Origin of the sequence: Nonomuraea indica (assembly GCF_002850745.1) — a bacterium.
Lineage (GTDB): Bacteria > Actinomycetota > Actinomycetes > Streptosporangiales > Streptosporangiaceae > Nonomuraea > Nonomuraea indica.
The window spans coordinates 156,442-176,028 of record NZ_KZ559474.1 but is presented as its reverse complement, the minus strand read 5'-3'; the positions used below and the strand labels follow the sequence as shown (position 1 = coordinate 176,028).

The following is a 19,587-nucleotide window of genomic DNA, read 5'->3' as shown; positions in this document are numbered from 1 at the left end:
GGGGGGGAGCCGCAAGGCGCTGGCGAAGGCGGGCCGCGGCTTCGGCGACCTGGCCGTGGCCGAGCTGAACGAGGCGTTCGCCGCCCAGGTGCTCGGCTGCCTGGCCGAACTGCCCGACCTCGACCCGGCGATCGTCAACCCGCGCGGCGGCGCCATCGCGCTCGGCCACCCCCTGGGCGCGTCCGGCGCCCGCATCACCGGCGCCGTCGCCCACCAGCTCGCCGAGGCGGGCTCCGGCACCGGCCTGGCCGCGCTCTGCATCGGCGTCGGCCAGGGCCTCGCCGTCGTCCTCGAACGCTGACCCCTCAGCGGCCCGCCGGACCGGCGGCTCACGCTCACGAGACGCCTGGGAGCCGATGAGCGGGTCAGGGCCGGCGGGTGGTGGCGGCGGCCCAGCGGTCGAGGAGGGACGTGGCGGCACCCGAGTCGATCGCGTCAGCCGCGCGCTTGACCGCCGCCGCCAGCGCCTCGGTGAGGCCGGCGGCGGGCGGGGCGCCGTCGGCCGCCACCAGCGCGGCCGCCGCGTTCAGCAGGACGATGTCGCGCACCGGCCCCGGCTCGCCCGCCAGCACCGCCCGCGCCACGGCCGCGTTGCGGGCGGCGTCCCCGCCGCGCAGGTCGGCCGGGCGGACGCGCGGCAGGCCGAGGTCGGCCGGGTCGAAGCGGGTGCTGGTGACCCTGCCCCGCCGCACCACCCAGACCGTGGACGGGCCCGTGGTGGTGAGCTCGTCCAGGCCGTCGTCACCGCGGAAGACGAGGGACGAGCCCCCGCGTTCGGCCAGCACGCCGGCCACGACGGGCGCCATCCGCGCGTCGGAGACGCCGACGGCCTGCGCGGAGGGCAGGGCCGGGTTGGTGAGCGGGCCGAGGAAGTTGAAGAACGTGGGCACGCCGAGCTCCCGGCGCGGCCCCGAGGCCCGTCGGAAGCCCGGGTGGAAGGCGGCGGCGAAGCAGAACGTGATGCCCACCTCCTCCGCGACCCGGGCGACGGCGGCGGGCGGCAGGTCGATGCGCACGCCGAGCCGTTCCAGCACGTCGGCCGCGCCGGAGGCGGAGGTGGCGGCCCGGCCTCCGTGCTTGACGACGCGGGCGCCGGCTGCGGCGGCCACGACGGCGCCCATGGTGGAGATGTTCACGGTGCCGGAGCGGTCGCCGCCGGTGCCGACCAGGTCGACCGTGTCGCCCGGGATCCTGATGGCCGAGGAGTGGGCCAGCATGCCGTCGGCCAGACCCGCCACCTCGGCCACGGTCTCTCCCTTGGCGCGCAGGGCCACGGCGAACGCCGCGATCTGCGCGTCCGTGGCCGCGTCGGTCAGGATCCGCTCCATCGCCCAGGCGGCCTGCCGGGAGGTGAGCGAACCGCCGTCGAGGAGGGTGGAAAGCAGCGAAGGCCAGGTGGTGGTCACAAGGACGCCCTTTCGTGTGTCGAGGTCTCGACGGGGGGCTCCCGGACATGCCGACGGCCGCCTCGCCGAGGCGGCCGGGTTGCGTATGCGCTGCGGGTCCGCCTAGGAGGCGGCCCACCACAGCAGCGGATACGCGGTCATGCCGCAAACCCTACCAGCCGCACTCACCCACATAGCGGAGGAACGATCTATGTCGTCCGCCGCCATGCTGCCCGCCCCCACCGGCGGCTTAGGGTCGAGGGCATGGCGGATGAGCTGATGGGGCGGACCGCGCTGGTGACGGGAGGCGGCAGCGGCATCGGCGCCGCGTGCGCCCGCCGGCTGGCCGCGGGCGGCGCGGCCGTGGTCGTCGTCGACCGGAGCGCGGAGGCGGCCGGCAAGGTGGCGGCCGAGATCGGCGGCAGCGCGGTCGTGGCCGACCTGGGCGACCCCGACTTCGCCGGCGCCCTGCCGCCGGACGCCGACATCGTGGTCAACAACGCGGGGTTCCAGCACGTCGCGCCCATCGAGGAGTTCCCACCCGAGGTGTTCGCGGGCATGCTGAGAGTCATGGTGGAGGCGCCGTTCCTGATCGCCCGGCGGATGCTGCCCGGCATGTACGCCAGAGGCTGGGGCCGGTTCGTGAACATCTCGTCGGTGCACGGGCTGCGCGCCTCGCCGTACAAGTCGGCCTACATCACGGCCAAGCACGCGCTCGAAGGCTTCTCCAAGGTGGTGGCCCTGGAGGGCGCCGCCCACGGGGTGACCTCCGTCTGCGTCTGCCCCGGTTACGTGCGCACGCCGCTCGTCACGGGGCAGATCGCCGACCAGGCCAGGGCGCACGGCATCGCCCCCGACGAGGTCGTGACGGACATCATGCTGCGGCCCGCGGCGGTCAAACGGCTGATCGAGCCGGAGGAGGTGGCCGAGCTGGCGGCCTATCTGTGCGGGCCGCACGGCTCGTTCATCACCGGCGTCTCCCTGCCGGTGGACGGCGGCTGGACGGCGCGCTAGTGGCCAGGCGTTTCCTGGAGTTGCTGGCCCGGGAGGCGTCGGCCGTCGAGTTCGAGGGGCCGATCATCGAGGCCAGGGCGGCGGGCGCCGATCCGGCCGCGATCGAGGAGCTCGAACGCGCCAAGATCGAGGCGCTGCGGGTGCGGGCGCTGCTCAGGCGGCGGGCCAGGCGTGAGGCGGAGCTGTCGGCGCTGTACGACACGGCCGGCGACCTGGCGGCCCTGCGCGACCTGGACGCGGTGCTGGAGGCGATCGTGCACCGCGCCAGGCAGCTCCTGGCCACCGACACGGCCTACCTCACCCTGCACGACCCGGAGCGGGGCGACACCTACATGCGGGTCACGGACGGGTCGATCTCGGCGAAGTTCCGGGCCCTGCGGCTGGCCATGGGCGCCGGACTCGGCGGGCTCGTGGCGCAGACGGCCGTGCCGTACGCGACGGCCGACTACTTCGCCGACGCCCGCTTCCACCACAAGGAGGACATCGACGAGGCCGTCCTGGAGGAGGGCCTCGTCGCGATCCTGGGCGTGCCGCTACGGCTGGGCCAGCGGGTGATCGGCGTGCTGTTCGCCGCCAACCGCAGCGCCCGGCCGTTCCACCAGGAGGAGGTGTCGCTGCTGGCCAGCCTGGCGGCGCACGCGGCGGTCGCCATCGACAACGCCCGGCTGCTGCAGGAGACCCGCAACGCGCTGGAGGAGCTGTCGAGCGCCCACCGCACGGCCAGGGCGCACGCCGAGGCGGTCGAGCGGGCCGCGCTGGCGCACGACCGGATGACCTCGCTGGTGCTGCGGGGCGGCGGCATCGAGGACGTGGCGGCCGTGGTGACCGACGTGCTCGGCGGGTCGCTGGTCGTGCTCGACGACCTCGGCAGGCCGATCACCGGTCCTCTGGACAACGGCGTGGGAGAGCTGGACGCGGGCGTGTTCGAGGCGGCGCAGGCGTCCCGGGCGCTGGGCCGTACCGTGCGCCGGGCCGACCTGCGCATCGCGTCGGTGGACGTCGGCGGCGAGCCCCTGTGCACGCTGGTCCTGCGCAGCGACGACGCCGACGAGCGCATCCTGGAACGGGCGGCGCTGGTCTGCGCGCTGCTGCTGCTGTTCCGCAGGAGCGTCGCGGAGGCCGAGGGGCGGGTACGTGGCGAGCTGCTCGACGACCTGATCGCCCGGCCCGGCACTCCGGGGCTGGCCGACCGGGCCCGCCGGTTGGGCGTGGACCTGGGCGCCCCGCACGTCGTGGTGGTGGTCAGGCACGACGGGCAGCGCGAGCGGGCCGCGTTCTGGGCGTCGTCGCAGGCGGCGCTCCGCCACGGGCTGGCCGCCGGCCGGGCCGACGAGGTCGTGCTGCTGCTGCCGGGCGAGCACGCCGGCGAGCTGGCGCGCCGCGTGGCGGCCGAGCTGAGCGCCTCGCTCGGCGCGGCCGCGACCGCGGGGGCGGCGGTCGCCGGCGGCCGGTCGCCCGACGTGGCGACGGCCCACCGGGAGGCACGGCGCTGCGCGGAGGCGCTCATCGCGCTCGGTCGCGCCGGAGACGGCGCCGACGCCGCCGAGCTGGGCTTCGTCGGCCTGCTGATCGGCGAGGAGCGCGACGTGCCCGGCTTCGTGCATTCGGCGCTCGGCCCGGTCATCGACTACGACGCCCGCCGGGGCACCGCGCTGGCCGACACGCTCGCCGCCTACTTCGGCACCGGCGCGTCCCCCTCCCGTACGGCCGAGGCCCTGCACATCCACGTCAACACCGTCACCCAGCGGCTCGACCGCGTCACCCGGCTGCTGGGCGACGGCTGGACGGAGCCGGAGCGCGCCCTGGAGATCCAGCTGGCGTTGCGCCTGCACCGGCTCGGCCACACATCCACTCCGTAGAGTGTGGGCCCGGCCCCCATATGAGTGACGCCCGTCACTCCCTAGCGTGACGGCATGGACGCTCCCCACAACAAGGCCGGCGGCACCGCCTCCATCAAGAAGATCGTCGGTGCGAGCCTGATCGGCACCACCATCGAGTGGTACGACTTCTTCCTCTACGGCTCGGCGGCCGCGCTGGTGTTCAACAAGCTGTTCTTCCCCGAGGCCGATCCCCTGACCGGCACCCTCCTCGCGTTCCTCACCTACGCGGTCGGGTTCGTCGCCCGGCCGCTCGGCGGCCTGGTCTTCGGCCACTTCGGTGACAGGTTCGGCCGCAAGACGCTGCTGGTGGTCAGCCTGCTGTTGATGGGCGCCGCCACGTTCCTGATCGGCTGCCTGCCGACGCACGCCGCGATCGGCACGGCGGCCCCGCTGCTGCTCACGGTGCTCCGGCTGGTGCAGGGGTTCGCGCTGGGCGGCGAGTGGGGCGGCGCGGTCCTGATCGTCTCCGAGCACGGCGACGCGCGCAGGCGCGGCTTCTGGGCCTCCTGGCCGCAGGCGGGCGCTCCGGGCGGCAACCTGCTGGCCACCGGCGTGCTGGCCGTGCTCGCCGCCTGGCAGTCGGACGAGGCGTTCCTGAGCTGGGGCTGGCGGGTGCCGTTCCTGCTGTCCGGCGTGCTGGTGCTGATCGGGCTGTGGATCAGGCTCACCATCACCGAGTCTCCGGTCTTCCAGCAGGCCGAGCCGGAGGAGACGGCGCCGATCGTCGGCGTGCTGCGCCACCACTGGCGCGACGTGCTCACCGCGATCGGCGCGCGGCTGGCGGAGAACATCTCCTTCTACCTGATCACGGTGTTCGTCATCACCTACGCCAAGGCCCGCGGCATCGACAACTCCACCGTGCTGAACGCCGTGCTCATCGGCTCGGTCGTCCACTTCGCGACGATCCCGCTGTGGGGGGCGCTGTCGGACCGGGTGGGCCGCCGCCCGATCTACCTGGCCGGGGCGGCCGGCGTGGGCCTGTGGATCTTCGCGTTCTTCCCGCTCGTCGACACGGGCAACTTCCTGGCGATCACGCTGGCGGTGACCGTGGGGCTGATCTTCCACGGCATGATGTACGGCCCGCAGGCGGCCTTCTTCTCCGAGCTGTTCGGCACCAGGATGCGCTACACCGGGGTCTCGATCGGCGCGCAGCTGTCGGCGATCGTCGCCGGGGCGCTGGCGCCGGTCATCGCGGTGGCGCTGCTGCAGGCGTTCGGCAGCGGACTGCCGATCTCCGTCTACCTGGGCGGGGCGGCCGTGCTCACCCTCATCGCGGTCTTCGCCGCCCGGGAGACGCAGGGCCGCGACCTGGCGGAGCGGATCCGCGCGTGACGGCCGGGCCCGCCCGTGCGGTCGCCGGAGAGGTCACCGCACGGGCGGGCTCTTGGCCTCCTTCGGCCGCTGCACGTCGCTGGCGTCCTTCAGGTAGCGGTGCCTGCCGGCGCGGGCCAGCCGGACGATGTGCCGCGCTCCGGGCAGCCGCCGCCCGAGCCGGTGCAGGGCCGTGTCGCGGCCGAGCGGCGAGCGGCGGGCGGGCGTGACGGCGGCGACGGGCCGGACCGCGGCCCTGCCCCGGCGGAACTCCAGCGCGAACCGGAGCCCGGCCTCCTCCTCGGCGGTGCGCAGCGACACCGCCCACAGGCCCGGCCCCAGCTCGTCCGCGCCCGGCATCATCCGCTTGACGGGCACCTTGGCCACGAGCTGCCCCGCGATCTCGCCTGGCACGCCGGGCTCGACCAGCGCCGGGGCGCACACCTCGCGGGCGCCTCGCGCGCCGCTGCGCAGCACCAGCTCCAGCGGCGGCCCGCCGCTCGGCGGCACGTACGGCACGGGCAGCACGACGTACAGGTGCCCGCCCTGCCGCCGGACCGTCACCGCCGGCGACACCAGCGCGATCGACTCGGGGAACGAGCGCGGCTCGACGGCCAGGCCCAGCTCGCCCGTGTCGGTCCAGCACGGCAGCACCAGCCGGGACCTGGGCCGCTGCGACAGCACGCCGAGGCAGTTGAGCGGGCCCTCGGGCCGGCGCACGCGGCTGCGAGCCTGGTGCGCGCCGCCGTACATGCGGACGTGCACCTCCCACTGGCCCGGCAGCAGCGGCTCGCCCATCGCGGCGGCGGTCACGTCCACGCGGGCCTCGCCGACGAGCTGCACGCGGGTGTGGCGGCGCCCGTCCTGGATGCGCTCCACCCGGTAGGCCACGGGCAGGAAGTGGACGACGCCCGTGTCCGCGTGCCGGACGTAGACCTCCAGGCGGGCCCGTTCGACGGCGGAGGTGACGTCCGTGACGGCGTCGGGCAGCAGGCCGGCGTCGAGCGAGCGCGGCGGGATCCAGAACAGGCGGTCGCCCTCGGCGCGGAATCTGGTGGGCCGGCCGTCGCCCCCCACCACCTCGACGGTCAGCGCGAGCACGAGCACGTGGGCGTCCCAGCGGACCTCGGTCAGGTCGGCGCGCAGGCCGGCCCGCCGCGTCGAGTTCGCCAGGAGGACCAGCTGGTCGAGCCGCCCGGCGCGCAGCAGCGTGGCCACGGCGCGGAGCTGGACGGGCAGGTAGCGGTCCAGCCGTTCGGGGAACCGGTCGAGCACCAGGCCGCGCAGCAGCCGGAAGTACACGCTCCGGTCGGCCGACGAGGCGGCGAACCCGCTGCTCAGGAACGGCCTGAGCACGGTGGAGCGGAACCAGTAGCCGTACATGCGGTCGCGGTGGCGCCCCTCGCCGATGTGGGCGTCGATGTCGTCCAGCAGCGCCCGCAGCTCGGCGACGACCGTACGGGGGTCGTCCGCCGGCTCGGGACGCTCGCCGAGGTGGCAGCAGACGTGCTCGGCGAGGATCGAGACGACCTTGGCCTGCAGGTAGGCGCGCACCACGAAGGCCTGCTCGGCGATGTGCCCGCCGGGCTCGTCGAAGCTCAGCTCGTGCTCCTGCAGGAACGCGCGGCGGTAGAGCTTGTGCGGGGTGAGCAGGGCGAACAGCCGGTCGCGCAGGATGTCGGCGCGCCCCCGGCTGCGGTGGAAGGCGCTGACCGGCGGCCCGGAGTCGCGCACCAGCCGGCCGACCAGCACGTCGGCGTCGGTCTCCACCGCCCGGTCGTGCATCCGCTGCAGGGCGTCGCGTTCCAGCCGGTCGCCCTGGTCCATGAGGTAGACGTAGTCGCCCTGGGCTGCGGCGATGCCGACGTTGCGGCCGGGCAGCGGCGAGCCCGTGTGCGGCAGGTGGACGACGCGGACGTTGCGGCGGACGGCGGCGACGGTGTCGAGCCGCTCGGCGATCCCGTCGGTGGACCCGTCGTCCACGAAGATCACTTCGTACTCGTCGGCGGGCAGCGTCTGCTCCAGGACGGAGCGCAGGCACGCGTCGGCCGTATCACCGGGATTGTGGACATCGACGATCACACTGACCTTCACACCCATGCGGCCAGCGTGCGCCCACCCCCGTCAGGGGACGCGGCGGCTTGCCGATTGCAGAGGGAAAGATGACCCTCTGGTATCGGCGTCCAGACCGTCAGTACCAGCCGACCCGCTGCGAGTGGCCCCAGGCGCTGCAGGGCGAGCCGTAGCGGCCCTTGATGTAGCCGAGACCCCACTTGATCTGGGTGGCGGCGTTGGTCTGCCAGTCGGCGCCGGCGGAGGCCATCTTGCTGCCGGGCAGCGACTGCGGGATGCCGTAGGCGCCGGAGGAGCGGTTCATCGCCCGCTCGTTCCAGCCGCTCTCCTTGTGCCAGAGGCTCTCCAGGCAGCCCCACTGGTCGGCGCCGAAGCCGAAGGAGCCCATCATCGCCTTGGCGACGGCCTTGTTGCTGCCCGGCGAGGGGTCGCTGCCCGGCGGGAAGTTGGCGGGCGGGAAGCCGTCGCCGCCCGGCGCCCGCTCCTTGACCTCGACCCAGGAGTAGTCGCCGGGACCGCCGCCGCCCGCGCGGCCGTCCTTGAGCTTCTTGGCCCGGTACGCCTGGGCCGCCGCCGCCTTGAGCGCGTCGGCCTCGGGGTCGGGCGTGTAGAGGTCGCCGCTGGCGATCGCTGCCATGTCGTCCAGCTCGAACACCGGCTTGACCGGGGTGTTGGCGTTCTGGATGGCGGTGTAGGCGGTGAAGCCGCCGCCGCCGAGAAGGATCGCCGCGGACAGGCCGACGACCAGCACGCGCTTCGGCCTCACCCGGGACGGTGTGCGGGCCGGCCGGCGGGCCGAGCGGGGGGATGCGGAAGCGCGGCGCTCACTCACCTTCGGACCTGGGCTCACGAGCAATGAGCTTGCCCTGTCCCGGGGGGTGGTCCGCAACCGATACGAGACATTCGGTTGGTGTTCTCATGGTGATCGCCTGCTTGGCGTGCCGTTTCCCGTCGGGTGTGAATTTCCTCACAGTTCCCGTGGGCCCCGGCGGCACCGGGATCCTGGCGCGAGGACCACCCTTCGGGCGCCCGTACCGAAGGGAGGACCGCTTTCAGGGTGACCGGGGTTCTTTGTAGTCGCGTGAGTGAGCTGTCACAGTTTCATGACACTAGGCGGAAGCATGCCTGACCGGGGCGAATAATGTTCGTGTGGCCGGCATCCTCCTCGTCGAAGACGATCCCTCAGTCCGCACCGCTCTGGAGCTGGCGCTGACCAGGCAGGGCCATTCGCTCACCTCGTACGCGACCGGCGAGGAGGCGTTGGAGCACATCCGCTCGCGCCGCCCGGAGATCGCCATCCTCGACGTGATGCTGCCCGGCATCGACGGGGTGGAGGTGTGCCGCCGCATCCGCCGGCTCGACCAGCTCCCCGTCATCCTGCTCACCGCCCGCGGTGACGACCTCGACGTGGTCGTCGGCCTGGAGGCGGGCGCCGACGACTATGTGGTCAAACCCGTCGAGCCCAGGGTGCTGGACGCCCGCATCCGCGCCATCCTGCGCCGGGCCGAGTCGGCCACCTCCGACCGCATCACCTTCGGCGAGCTCGTGATCGACCGGGGGGCGCTGAAGGTGACGCTGGCCGGCAAGGAGATCCACCTGACGCCCACCGAGCTGCGGCTGCTGCTGGAGCTGGTCCGCCACCCCGGCCAGGTGCTCAACCGGCGCTACCTGCTGCGCGAGGTGTGGGACCACACCCACGTGGCCGACTCGCGCCTGGTCGACGCCTGCGTCCAGCGGGTCCGCGCGAAGATCGAGCCGGTGCCGGCCGAGCCCGTGTTCATCCACACCGTCCGCGGGTTCGGCTACCGGTTCAGCCCCCCGTGATGCGAGCACGGCTCGCAGCACGGCCCGTGCTGCGGCCCCCCACCGGGCTGCGCGCGCGGCTGGTCATCACCTTCACCCTGGTCGGGGTGCTGGCGTCCGTGCTGGTGGCGACGATCGGCTTCGAGCTCGCCAAGACCGCCCTCGTGCAGCGGGCCGAGGACAACGCCATCGGCGTGGTCACGAGGGAGCTGGACCGGATCACCTTCCCCATCGGCCGGCTCCGGCCGGGCGAGGCGGCGCCGGGCAGCGCCGAGCTGGCCTCGCTGGCCCAGGCGCTCGACGGGCCCGGCCGCAGCGTCATGGTGGAGTATCGCGACCTGACCTACTCCGACGGCCCGCTGACCATGGACGACGTGCCGAACGAGCTGTACGGCAGGGCCAAGGGGCACCTCGTCACTCAGCGCAGGGTGATCGACAACGAGCTGTGGCTCATCGTCGGCTCCGAGGTCTACCGCCAGAGCGGCAAGGACGCCGAGGCCACGGGGCTGCGGGCGTTCGTCTTCTTCCCGCTCCGCGCCGAGGAGAACCAGCTGTCCATGCTCAGGACCCGGCTCACCCAGGGCGGCACGGCGGTCGTGCTGATCGCCCTGGTCGTCGCCCTGGTGTCGGCCCGGCAGGTGCTGCTGCCGGTGAGGCGGCTGAGCGCGGCCGCGCAGGCGCTCGGCGAGGGCAGGCTCGACACGCGCCTGCCGGTGCACGGGCAGGACGAGCTGGCGGAGCTGACCTCCAGGTTCAACGACGCGGCGGCGGCCCTGGAGCTCAGTGTGTCGGAGCTGCGCGCGCTGGAGGCCATGTCACGCAGGTTCGTGGCGGACGTCTCCCACGAGCTGCGCACGCCGGTGACCGCGATGACGGCCGTGGCCGACATGCTGCACGAGGAGGCCGACCGGCTGCCCCCGGACACGGGTGAGGCGGTGCGGCTGGTGCTCCGCGAGATCGAGCGCCTGCGGGAGCTGATCGAGCACCTCATCGAGATCAGCCGCTTCGACGCGGGCACGGCCACGCTCAACCTGGAGACGGTGAACGTGGCCGACGCCGTCCACGACTGCCTGGAGGTGCGCGGCTGGTCCGGCGAGGTACGGGTCAGCGCCCCGAAGGGCCTGGCCGCCAACCTCGACCCGAGGAGGTTCGACGTGATCGTGGCCAATCTCGTCGGCAACGCGCTCAAGCACGGCGGACCGCCGGTGCAGGTCAGCGCCCGCGGCACGGAGAACGGCCTGGAGGTGAAGGTACGCGACCACGGCAAGGGCATCCCCCCGGAGGCGCTGCCGCACGTCTTCGACCGGTTCTACAAGGCCGGGGCGGGGCGGGCCCGCAGCCAGGGCAGCGGTCTGGGGCTGGCCATCGCGCGGGCCAACGTGCACCTGCACGGCGGCACCGTCTCGGTGCGTGCCCAGGACCCCGGCACGCTCTTCACGGTCTGGCTGCCCCGCGCATGACCGGCCGGCGACTCCTGGGAGCCACGCGCTCGGGCGCGGCGCTGCTCGTCACGGCGGTGGCGACGGCTGTGGCGGCGGCGGGGTGCGGGATCGCGCCGACCGACGTGCAGGAGCGGGCCAAGCCGCCGACCGTCGAGGTGCCGCCGCCGTCCAAGACCATCTACCTGCTGAAGAACGGCCAGCTCGCGCTGGAGCCCGCCGACGTCGAGTCGGACACGGTCGAGAGCCTGCTCACCGCCCTGTTCGCGGCCTCCGGCCAGCCGCTCGGCGACCGTGACACCGCGCTGCGCGGCTTCACGTTCGAGGGCATCGAGGACTCGCTCAACCCCGTGCAGCGCGATGAGGTGCAGCTTCCGCGGACCTCCACGTTGACGGTGTTCGTCAAGGGGCAGGGCCGGCTGTCCAGGCTCGGCAAGGCCCAGATCGTCTGCACGGCCCAGCAGGACGCCGCCTTCGAGCAGGTCAAGATCGTCCATCAGTACGAGAACCGCCCCTCCAGGACGGAGGGGCGGTTCATCTGCGGAGATCTCAGGTGAGCTAGAGGGTGATGTCCTCCAGCATCTCGGTGACCAGGGCGGCGATCGGCGACCGCTCCGACCTGGTCAGCGTGACGTGCGCGAACAGCGGGTGGCCCTTGAGCTTCTCGACCACCGCGACGACGCCGTCGTGCCGGCCGACCCGCAGGTTGTCGCGCTGGGCGATGTCGTGGGTGAGCACCACCCTGGAGTTGGCGCCGATGCGGCTGAGCACGGTCAGCAGCACGCCGCGCTCCAGCGACTGGGCCTCGTCCACGATCACGAAGGCGTCGTGCAGCGAGCGGCCCCGGATGTGGGTGAGCGGCAGGACCTCCAGCATGCCCCGGTCGAGGACCTCCTCGATCACCTCGGGCGTGGTCACCGCGCCGAGCGTGTCGTGGACGGCCTGGCCCCACGGCCCCATCTTCTCGCCCTCCGTGCCGGGCAGGTAGCCGAGCTCCTGCCCGCCCACGGCGTAGATGGGGCGGAAGACGATGACCTTGCGGTGCTGGCGGCGCTCCAGCACGGCCTCCAGGCCCGCGCAGAGCGCCAGCGCCGACTTGCCGGTGCCGGCCCGGCCGCCGAGCGAGACGATGCCGATCTCCGGGTCCATGAGCAGGTCGAGCGCGATGCGCTGCTCGGCGGAGCGGCCGTGCAGCCCGAACACCTCGCGGTCGCCCCGCACCAGCCGCACCGACTTGTCGGGCAGCACCCGGCCGAGCGCCGAGCCCTTGCTCGACAGCAGCCGCAGACCGGTGTGCGTGGGCAGGTCCCTGGCCTCCTCCAGGTCGGCGGTGCCCTTGTCGAAGAGCGTCTCGACGTCCTCGGTGGTGACCTGCATCTCGGCCATCCCGGTCCAGCCCGACTCGACGACCAGCTCGGCGCGGTACTCCTCCGCCGCCAGCCCGATCGAGGCGGCCTTGACCCGCATCGGCAGGTCCTTGGAGACCAGCACCACGTCGCAGCCCTCCGCGGCCAGTGCGCGGGCCACGGTCAGGATGCGGGTGTCGTTGTCGCCCAGGCGGAAGCCGACGGGCAGGATGGAGGGGTCGCTGTGGTTGAGCTCGACCCTGATGGTGCCGTCCCCCGTGGGCATCGGCTCGTCCAGCCTGCCGTACCTCACGCGCAGGTCGTCGAGGTAGCGCAGGGCCTTGCGCGCGAAGTAGCCGAGTTCGGGATGGTGCCGCTTTCCCTCCAGCTCGGTGATGACCACGATCGGGAGGACGACCTCGTGCTCCGCGAAGCGCGTCATCGCCGCCGGGTCGGCTAGCAGGACCGAGGTGTCCAGCACGTACGTGCGCTTGCCCGGCTCGCGCTCGGTGGGCTGGGTGGAAGGGTTGCTCGAGGACACTGCCACACGTTCTCCCCCGGGCACCCGCGGGAACGGGCACCCTGCAGACGAGGTGGGAATCGGACCGGACCCGTGCCCTCGGCCGTCACGTGCCGTCGGCGCCGGGTTCCGGCCCCCCTCGGCAGTTCGTGGCGCAAGGATGGGCCCTTTCCGGAGTGTCCGGCCTGTGACCGGACACTTCCAACGTTACGTACTGGATACCCAGATGTCCCATCAGGAACCGTAACGCCGGTGTCTCGCGGCATAGTCGCGCAGCGCCCGCAGGAAGTCGACCCTGCGGAAGTCAGGCCAGTAGGCCTCGTGGAAGTAGAACTCCGAGTGAGCGCTCTGCCAGAGCATGAAGCCCGACAGCCGCTGCTCGCCCGACGTCCGGATGAGAAGGTCCGGGTCGGGCTGACCGCGAGTGTAGAGATGCTCCGCGATGTGCTCGACATCGAGAACCTCGACGAGGTCCTCGATGCTCGCCCCCTTGCTGGCGTGCTCCTGGAGGAGTGAGCGCACCGCATCGGCAATCTCACGTCTTCCTCCATACCCAACTGCAACGTTCACAATCAGGCCCGGACGGTGTGATGTTGCTTCTTTCGCATTTTTCAGGACATTGGCTGTCCTGTCGGGCAGGAGGTCGAGCGCGCCGACGGGGCTGATCCGCCAGCCCTGGTCCACCAGCTCCTGCGTCACGTCCTCGATGATGCGCAGGAGGGGGTCCAGCTCCTCGCGGGGCCGGTTGAGGTTGTCGTTGGAGAGCATCCACACCGTGACCACCTCGACGCCGGTGTCACGGCACCAGGTGAGCAGCTCGGAGATCTTGTCGGCGCCCTTGCGGTGGCCGCTGGAGACGTCGCGCATGCCCATGGCACGGGCCCAGCGGCGGTTGCCGTCGATGATGACCCCGACGTGCCGGGGCATGCTGTCCCTCGACAGCTTGGTCTCCAGCCGACGCTCGTACAGCCGGTAGACCAGGTCGCGCAGGCCCACGGAGTCCCTCCCCAGTGGTGCGGTGCCAATGGCCGAATGACCTAACAGGCAATTATCACCGCGTTTCGCCTGTGCCCGCCCCCTCAACGGGATTCCTGGGGAGATCTTCAACCGGATTTCGCGCCAGCCCCCGGCCGCCGAGGCATCCTTCGGCCTCGTCCACCAGCCCGCTCACGAACTCCGCCAGCTCTCCCGACGTGAGCACCGCCCGCATGCCCACGCCACCCGTCCCCCACGCCTCCACGAAGGCACGGCGCGTCAGCCGCCACTGGCCGGGCCGCCCCGCCCGCGGCACCCAGAGCGGGATCGTCCGCAGCTGGCAACGCAGCTCGCCGCCGCCCACCACGCTCGACCTCGTACGGTAGCGGAACACGAACAGCTCGCTGTCCGGCTCCTCGTCGGGGAACCTGTCATCGGGATCGGGCCATCGCGCCGCCGCCCCACGCCCGGACCGCGCCTCGGCCACGCCGCGCGCCAGCCGCGCCAGCAGCCAGCCACAGCGCTCCCCCACCGTCCCGTACGGCGTGCCGTCGCGCCGGAGCTCGAGCGTCACCTCGTACGGCACGCCCACGCTGTCCGTGCACGCGACGGGCGTGACGGTCAGGAAAGATCCATCGACGCAACGTAGTCCTCCCACGTCGGTGGGATATCCGCCGCCAACTTCGCTAAACCCGCAAAAGCCCCCAAGAGTCCTGCCGTCCCCGGGCACGAGGCGGCCGGCCCCGCGCAGGGCGGGACCGGCCACGGGAAGGCGCCGTCAGGACAGGCGGTCCAGCAGCGCGTTGTACTCGTCCCACAGCTCCTTGGGCAGGTGGGAGCCGAACGTGTCGAAGTGCGAGCGGATCAGCTCGGCCTCCTGGCGCCAGACCTCGGGATCGACGCTGAGCAGCGTGCGCAGGTCCTCCTCCGACAGGCTCAGCCCCTCGGTGTCGAGCGTGTCGGGCACCAGCCCGATCGGGGTGGGCACGGCCTTGGCGTCGCCGTCGAGGCGCTGCACGATCCACTTGAGCACGCGGCTGTTCTCGCCGAAGCCCGGCCAGATGAACCGCCCGTCCGCGTCCTTGCGGAACCAGTTGACGTAGTAGATGCGCGGCGGCCTGGCCCCCTGACGGCGGCCCATCTCCAGCCAGTGCCCGAAGTAGTCGCCCATGTTGTAGCCGCAGAACGGCAGCATGGCGAACGGGTCGTAGCGCAGCTCGCCGACCTTGCCCTCGGCGGCTGCGGTCTTCTCGGAGGCGACGTTGGCTCCGAGGAAGACGCCGTGCTCCCAGCTCAGCGACTCGGTCACGAGCGGCACGGCGCTGGCGCGGCGGCCGCCGAACAGGATCGCCGAGATGGGCACGCCCTTGGGGTCCTGCCACTCGGGTGCGATGGTCGGGCACTGGGCGGCGGGAGTGGTGAAGCGGGCGTTCGGGTGGGCCGCCGGCTCGTCGCTGTCAGGGGTCCAGGAGCGCCCCTTCCAGTCGGTCAGGTGCGCCGGGGGCTCGTCGGTGAGCCCCTCCCACCACACGTCGCCGTCGTCGGTGAGCGCGACGTTGGTGAAGATGCTGTTGCCCCAGAGCGTCCTGACCGCGTTGGCGTTGGTGACCTCGCCGGTGCCGGGCGCGACGCCGAAGAAGCCCGCCTCGGGGTTGATGGCGTAGAGCCGGCCGTCCTCGCCGTACCGCATCCAGGCGATGTCGTCGCCCACGGTCTCGACCTTCCAGCCGGGGATCGTCGGCTGGAGCATGGCGAGGTTGGTCTTGCCGCACGCGCTCGGGAAGGCGGCGGCGACGTAGCGGGCCTCGCCGTCCGGCGGCGTGAGCTTGAGGATGAGCATGTGCTCGGCCATCCAGCCCTCGTCGCGGGCCATGGTGCTGGCGATGCGCAGGGCGTAGCACTTCTTGCCGAGCAGCGCGTTGCCGCCGTAACCGGAGCCGTACGACCAGATCTCGCGCGTCTCGGGGAAGTGGCTGATGTACTTGGTGGAGTTGCACGGCCAGGGCACGTCCTGCCGGCCGGGCTCCAGGGGCGCGCCGACGCTGTGCACGCAGCGCACGAAGTCGCCGCGCTCCTCGATGAGCCGCAGCGCCCGCTCCCCCATGCGCGTCATGACGCGCATGGACACGGCGACGTACGGCGAGTCGGTGATCTCCACGCCGAGCTGCGAGATCTCGCCGCCGAGCGGCCCCATGCAGAACGGCACGACGTACATGGTCCGCCCGCGCATGCAGCCCTTGAACAGCTCGCCGAACGTGGCCCGCATCTCCGCGGGGGCGATCCAGTTGTTGGTCGGCCCCGCGTCCTCCTCGCGCTCGGAGCAGATGAAGGTGCGGTCCTCGACCCGGGCCACGTCGCTCGGGTCGGACTTGGCGTAGAAGCTGTTGGGCCGCTTGGCCAGCCGCGTGAACGTGCCCTGCTCGCAGAGGAGGTTGGTCAGGCGCGTCCACTCCTCCTCCGAGCCGTCGCACCACTCGATCCGATCGGGCTGGGTAAGGGACGCTATCTCGTTCACCCACGCGACCAAATCGCTATTGGTCGTCGGGGCCGGGACTTCTACGGAAAGGGACACGGCTACGGCTCCTCCACTCTTCAGGGCCCAGTCATCATTAACGACGAAGCGGCGCCGAAGCCAATTGGCATAGACCTTTCGGCGGCGCCCGTCGTCGCAGGCAGCGGCCTTGACGATTGCAGCAGCCTACCCACGCGGAGCGGTTTTAAAATTGTCACTTCCGGGCCCTGGTATAAACCACAGCCTCTGGTCTAAACCAATGAGGCGACTGGTATAAACCATTTCCCGCCCGATTTCCCCTGCCCCGCGCGGCGATCAGAGGTCGGGGCCGGAGGCGCGGACCCGGTCGACGTGGCGCAGCGCGTCACGCAATTCGGCCAGCCAGGTGTCGGTGTTGCGGCCGACCAACCGCACGCACCAGGCCAGCGCGTCGCTGCGGCTGCGTGCCACGCCCGCGGCGACCAGCGTGTCGAGCACCTGGCGCTCCGACTGGCGCAGCCGCGTCATCACCGGCACCGACAGTGTGGTGAACATCACTGTCTGCCCGCCGCAGACGACACCCCACGAGACCTTCTGCCGGAACTTCCGCTCGGCCTCCCGGGCGATCTCGACCCGCCGTTCGCGGGTCTCCTCACGGAAGCGCGCCACCATCCCCTCGACCAGGGCGGGACGCTCCTCCTCCGGCACCTCGCCGGGCGGGTCGGGCAGGACGCCGACCACGGCGATCTCCTCGCGGTCCTGAACGATCTCCGGCGCGGCGGTGAACCAGCCCTCCGGAAGTCGCCCGGCGAACCAGGCGCGCACCTGTGCTGCTTCCATGTAATCAGAATTACACGACAACAGGCCGAATGCACGCGCCCGGCGAGACGCCGAGAGCGGGACTACCTGACGCGGGCCGCCACGGGCGGGCTCACGCGGACCACCCCGGCGAAGTTGCGGGTGTGGACCGGGGCGATCTTGACCACGTCGCCGGTGCGGGGCGCGTGCAGCATCTTGCCGTCACCCCAGTAGATGGCCACGTGGGAGATGTAGCCGGGGTTGGTCGGATCGCTGCGCCAGAAGAGCAGGTCGCCGGGCTGCGCCTGCGAGAGCGGCACCTGCGGGCCGGCGACCCACTGCTGGTGCGTCACCCGCGGCACCCTCACCCCCGCCTGGGCGAAGGCCCACTGCACCAGCCCGGAGCAGTCGAAGGTGTCGGGACCCTCGGCGCCCCACACGTAGGGCCGCCCCAGCTTGGAGGCGGCCGCGCGCAGCGCCACGGTGAGCTGCTGGCCCGACATGTACGCGCCGGCGGCGGAGGGACGCGCCTTGGCCTGGACGGGCCGCAGCACCGGGTTGACCGTGGCCACCTGGGTGCCCTTCGGCAGCACTTTGAGCAGGGCGGCGCGCAGTTTGACCGAGTCGGCCTTGGGGGCGCTGACGATCAGCGCGTTGTCGCGCGGCAGGCCGAGGGAGCGGGCCGTCTCCTTGGAGACGACGGCGTCGACCGCGCCGAAGCCGGTGGTGGCGTAGGCGCCGATGCGTAACGGCCCGGCCGGGCCGGCGACCCGGCTGTGCAGCTGCAGCCCGCCGTCGGTGCCGAGCACGAAGGACACCGCCACGTCACCCGCGGCGATGTTGCTCCACAGCGGGTCGGAGGCGGCGGTCACCTTGGGGGTGTAGGCGCGGAACGTCGAGGGGTCGACGCCCAGCGTCTGCACCCGTTTGTCGTCGAGCATGATGGAGGCCGCGTCGGCGAGCTCCAGCGCGGTCACCCCGCGCTGCGCGGCCACCTTCTCCAGCAGCTCTCTGGTGAACGGCTTGCGCGTCACCACGAACAGGTGGGGTTTGCGCAGCTTCGCCAGCGGCCTGACCGGCTGCACGGCTTTGGCCTCGGCGACGAGGGTCTGCGCCGGGGACGGGCGGGGCTGCGTGGTCGCCGGCCGCTGCCCCGTGGCCGGGCGCGGCCCGCGCGCGCTCTGCCCGTAGCGCTGGGCGCCCTGCCGCCCCTCCTGCTGCCCGGCCTGGGCGAGCAGCAGGACGTCGGCGGTCAGCACCGCCACCAGCGTCACCACGATGAACGGCACCAGCCACCGAGGATCGCGCCGCCTGCGCGAGCGCATGAGGAAGCTGAGATCCTGACGGATCGCCGAAGGTCGCATGAGCTCCGAACCTGCCGGGGCACGCATGAGTTCCGCCGGGCCCGTCGGGGCCCGGCGGTGCGTCTCGTCGGGGGTCAGTTGCCGATGTACGGGACGGCCTCGAGGATCTCGACCGTGTTCTGACGGCCGTTGGGCATGCTGTAGGTGGCCTTCTCGCCGATCTTCTTGCCGTTGATGGCCGCCCCGAGCGGGGACTTGGGCGAGTAGACGTCGATCGGGGCTCCGCTCTCCTCGCGGGAGGCGAGCAGGAAGGTCACCTCGTCGTCGTCGCCGACGAACCTGATCGTCACGGTCATGCCGGGACCGACGATGCCCTCGGTCTTGGGGGCCTCGCCCACCTTCGCGTTGTCGAGGATCTGGCGCAGATGGAAGATCCGGGCCTCCATCTTGCCCTGCTCGTCCTTGGCCGCGTGGTAGCCGCCGTTCTCCCTGAGGTCCCCCTCCTCACGGGCGGCCTCGATCTTCTTGGCGATGTCGACGCGCCCTGGGCCCGAGAGATACTCGTACTCCGCCTTCAAGCGGTCGTACGCCTCCTGCGTCAGCCATGTGACGTTCTCATCGCGAGAGTCGGCCACGGGTTCTCCTTGCTTGCCTAGGGGCCCTGGAACACTTGAGGTGCGTGTCGGTCGAATTGCGAAAGGCTAACAACTCAGCCGATGGTACGCTTCCCCAAACGTCTCATCATACGAGATTGCAGTACTGGATGTGGACAGAAGCCGCCTCGCCGCTGGTGGCCAGGCGTTCCTTGAGCCTCTTACTACCCGCGCCGGCCGCGATTGTTACGTCCTTGGCGCCCACTTCCCCCTGGGTCCGGTCCAGCGCCCGCACCCGGCACACGGCGGCGCGGTCGTCGGGCTTCGCCACCTCGAAGACGACCTCGGCCTCGCCCGGTGTGACGCTGAACGACACCACCTGGGCCGTGGCCCCGGTGCCGGAGCCGGTCATCGACCACATCACGTAGCCCCAGCCACCCGCGATGATGGCCACCAGCAGGCCGATCACGACATGGACGACGAGACGGCCGCCTCGTGTGGGACGGTCGGGGTAGTCGTCGGGTGTGCCGAGAACGGGTCCGTTCTCGACATCTCTGGTGGCCATGACGGAATCTCCCTGCACTCCCTCAGCGTTATCCGAGACAATTGTCTCGCGCGCGGGTCACGCCCTCGCGACCGCCCAGCAGAAACTAAC

General features: G+C 72.1%; 17 protein-coding genes and 1 pseudogene. 7 read left to right on the top strand and 11 right to left on the bottom strand.

All coding sequences use genetic code 11. The annotated features are described in order from the left end of the window. A pseudogene (locus CXR44_RS41070) lies at nt 1–301 on the top strand (3-oxoadipyl-CoA thiolase); the annotation flags it as partial. A 64-nt stretch (nt 302–365) separates the two neighbouring features. On the opposite strand, the gene trpD reads toward CXR44_RS41070, so the two are convergent. Next, nucleotides 366–1,406 (bottom strand): anthranilate phosphoribosyltransferase, encoded by a 1,041-nt coding sequence (gene trpD, locus CXR44_RS23160; RefSeq protein WP_101788196.1) that lies wholly within the window; start codon nt 1,404–1,406, stop codon nt 366–368. Between the two features lie 243 nt (nt 1,407–1,649). On the opposite strand from trpD, the gene CXR44_RS23155 reads away from it, so the two are divergent. Genes CXR44_RS23155 through CXR44_RS23145 form a run of 3 tightly spaced genes read left to right on the top strand, consistent with a single transcriptional unit; the run spans nt 1,650 to nt 5,611 of the window. Continuing rightward, entirely contained in the window at nt 1,650–2,399 is a 750-nt protein-coding gene (locus CXR44_RS23155) for an SDR family oxidoreductase (protein WP_101788195.1), read from the top strand. After that, nucleotides 2,399–4,258, top strand: coding sequence for a helix-turn-helix domain-containing protein (locus CXR44_RS23150; protein WP_245899345.1), 1,860 nt, complete (start codon nt 2,399–2,401; stop codon nt 4,256–4,258). The genes CXR44_RS23155 and CXR44_RS23150 overlap by 1 nt, the downstream gene beginning before the upstream one ends. Nucleotides 4,259–4,312: 54 nt before the next feature. Then, nucleotides 4,313–5,611: an MFS transporter gene (locus CXR44_RS23145; protein ID WP_101788194.1), complete on the top strand. Its 1,299-nt coding sequence runs from the start codon at nt 4,313–4,315 to the stop codon at nt 5,609–5,611. A gap of 33 nt (nt 5,612–5,644) precedes the next feature. On the opposite strand, the gene CXR44_RS23140 is transcribed toward CXR44_RS23145, so the two are convergent. Both CXR44_RS23140 and CXR44_RS23135 read right to left on the bottom strand, forming a co-directional pair. Further along, the gene (locus CXR44_RS23140) at nt 5,645–7,690 is read right to left on the bottom strand and encodes a glycosyltransferase family 2 protein (protein ID WP_101788193.1); all 2,046 of its coding nucleotides are present in this window, start codon (nt 7,688–7,690) and stop codon (nt 5,645–5,647) included. Nucleotides 7,691–7,781: 91 nt separating this feature from the next. Continuing rightward, complete coding sequence (locus CXR44_RS23135; protein WP_245899344.1) at nt 7,782–8,429, bottom strand: aggregation-promoting factor C-terminal-like domain-containing protein; 648 nt, start codon at nt 8,427–8,429, stop codon at nt 7,782–7,784. Between the two features lie 383 nt (nt 8,430–8,812). On the opposite strand from CXR44_RS23135, the gene CXR44_RS23130 reads away from it, so the two are divergent. The 3 genes from CXR44_RS23130 to CXR44_RS23120 are packed head-to-tail and all read left to right on the top strand — an operon-like array spanning nt 8,813 to nt 11,462. Next, on the top strand, nt 8,813–9,487 hold the full coding sequence (locus CXR44_RS23130; protein ID WP_101788192.1) for a response regulator transcription factor: 675 nt from the start codon (nt 8,813–8,815) through the stop codon (nt 9,485–9,487). 26 nt (nt 9,488–9,513) lie between these two features. After that, nucleotides 9,514–10,926: a sensor histidine kinase gene (locus tag CXR44_RS23125; protein WP_101788191.1), complete on the top strand. Its 1,413-nt coding sequence runs from the start codon at nt 9,514–9,516 to the stop codon at nt 10,924–10,926. After that, nucleotides 10,923–11,462, top strand: a complete 540-nt coding sequence (locus tag CXR44_RS23120; protein ID WP_101788190.1) for a hypothetical protein — start codon at nt 10,923–10,925, stop codon at nt 11,460–11,462. The genes CXR44_RS23125 and CXR44_RS23120 overlap by 4 nt, the downstream gene beginning before the upstream one ends. A gap of 1 nt (nt 11,463) precedes the next feature. Here the strand turns inward: CXR44_RS23120 and phoH2 are convergent, their stop codons facing one another. The 8 genes from phoH2 to CXR44_RS23080 form a co-directional block, all read right to left on the bottom strand. Beyond that, nucleotides 11,464–12,792 carry an RNA 5'-3' helicase PhoH2 gene (gene phoH2, locus CXR44_RS23115; protein WP_245899370.1) on the bottom strand — a complete coding sequence of 443 codons (1,329 nt, stop codon included), beginning with the start codon at nt 12,790–12,792 and terminating at the stop codon, nt 11,464–11,466. A gap of 213 nt (nt 12,793–13,005) precedes the next feature. Then, nucleotides 13,006–13,767 (bottom strand): isoprenyl transferase, encoded by a 762-nt coding sequence (locus CXR44_RS23110; RefSeq protein WP_101788189.1) that lies wholly within the window; start codon nt 13,765–13,767, stop codon nt 13,006–13,008. A gap of 55 nt (nt 13,768–13,822) precedes the next feature. Continuing rightward, a complete protein-coding gene (locus tag CXR44_RS23105) occupies nt 13,823–14,404 on the bottom strand; it encodes a hypothetical protein (protein ID WP_101788188.1) in 582 nt (193 codons plus the stop codon). Between the two features lie 120 nt (nt 14,405–14,524). Then, nucleotides 14,525–16,318, bottom strand: a complete 1,794-nt coding sequence (locus tag CXR44_RS23100) for a phosphoenolpyruvate carboxykinase (GTP) (protein ID WP_101788187.1) — start codon at nt 16,316–16,318, stop codon at nt 14,525–14,527. Nucleotides 16,319–16,573: 255 nt separating this feature from the next. Beyond that, nucleotides 16,574–17,077 carry a hypothetical protein gene (locus tag CXR44_RS23095; RefSeq protein WP_101788186.1) on the bottom strand — a complete coding sequence of 168 codons (504 nt, stop codon included), beginning with the start codon at nt 17,075–17,077 and terminating at the stop codon, nt 16,574–16,576. Nucleotides 17,078–17,139: 62 nt separating this feature from the next. Then, nucleotides 17,140–18,399, bottom strand: a complete 1,260-nt coding sequence (locus tag CXR44_RS23090) for a C40 family peptidase (RefSeq protein WP_245899343.1) — start codon at nt 18,397–18,399, stop codon at nt 17,140–17,142. A 74-nt stretch (nt 18,400–18,473) separates the two neighbouring features. Beyond that, nucleotides 18,474–18,974, bottom strand: coding sequence for a transcription elongation factor GreA (gene greA, locus CXR44_RS23085; protein WP_101788184.1), 501 nt, complete (start codon nt 18,972–18,974; stop codon nt 18,474–18,476). Nucleotides 18,975–19,080: 106 nt separating this feature from the next. Continuing rightward, the gene (locus CXR44_RS23080; RefSeq protein WP_101788183.1) at nt 19,081–19,497 is read right to left on the bottom strand and encodes a DUF4307 domain-containing protein; all 417 of its coding nucleotides are present in this window, start codon (nt 19,495–19,497) and stop codon (nt 19,081–19,083) included. Nucleotides 19,498–19,587: the final 90 nt, after the last annotated feature.

Bases quoted from the DNA above. Each gene is read 5' to 3' on its own strand.
- CXR44_RS23155 (WP_101788195.1), top strand. From the start codon at position 1,650: ATGGCGGATGAGCTGATGGGGCGGACCGCGCTGGTGACGGGAGGCGGC.
- CXR44_RS23145 (WP_101788194.1), top strand. From the start codon at position 4,313: ATGGACGCTCCCCACAACAAGGCCGGCGGCACCGCCTCCATCAAGAAG.
- CXR44_RS23140 (WP_101788193.1), bottom strand. From the start codon at position 7,690: ATGGGTGTGAAGGTCAGTGTGATCGTCGATGTCCACAATCCCGGTGAT.
- CXR44_RS23120 (WP_101788190.1), top strand. From the start codon at position 10,923: ATGACCGGCCGGCGACTCCTGGGAGCCACGCGCTCGGGCGCGGCGCTG.
- CXR44_RS23095 (WP_101788186.1), bottom strand. From the start codon at position 17,077: ATGGAAGCAGCACAGGTGCGCGCCTGGTTCGCCGGGCGACTTCCGGAG.
- CXR44_RS23090 (WP_245899343.1), bottom strand. From the start codon at position 18,399: ATGCGACCTTCGGCGATCCGTCAGGATCTCAGCTTCCTCATGCGCTCG.
- CXR44_RS23080 (WP_101788183.1), bottom strand. From the start codon at position 19,497: ATGGCCACCAGAGATGTCGAGAACGGACCCGTTCTCGGCACACCCGAC.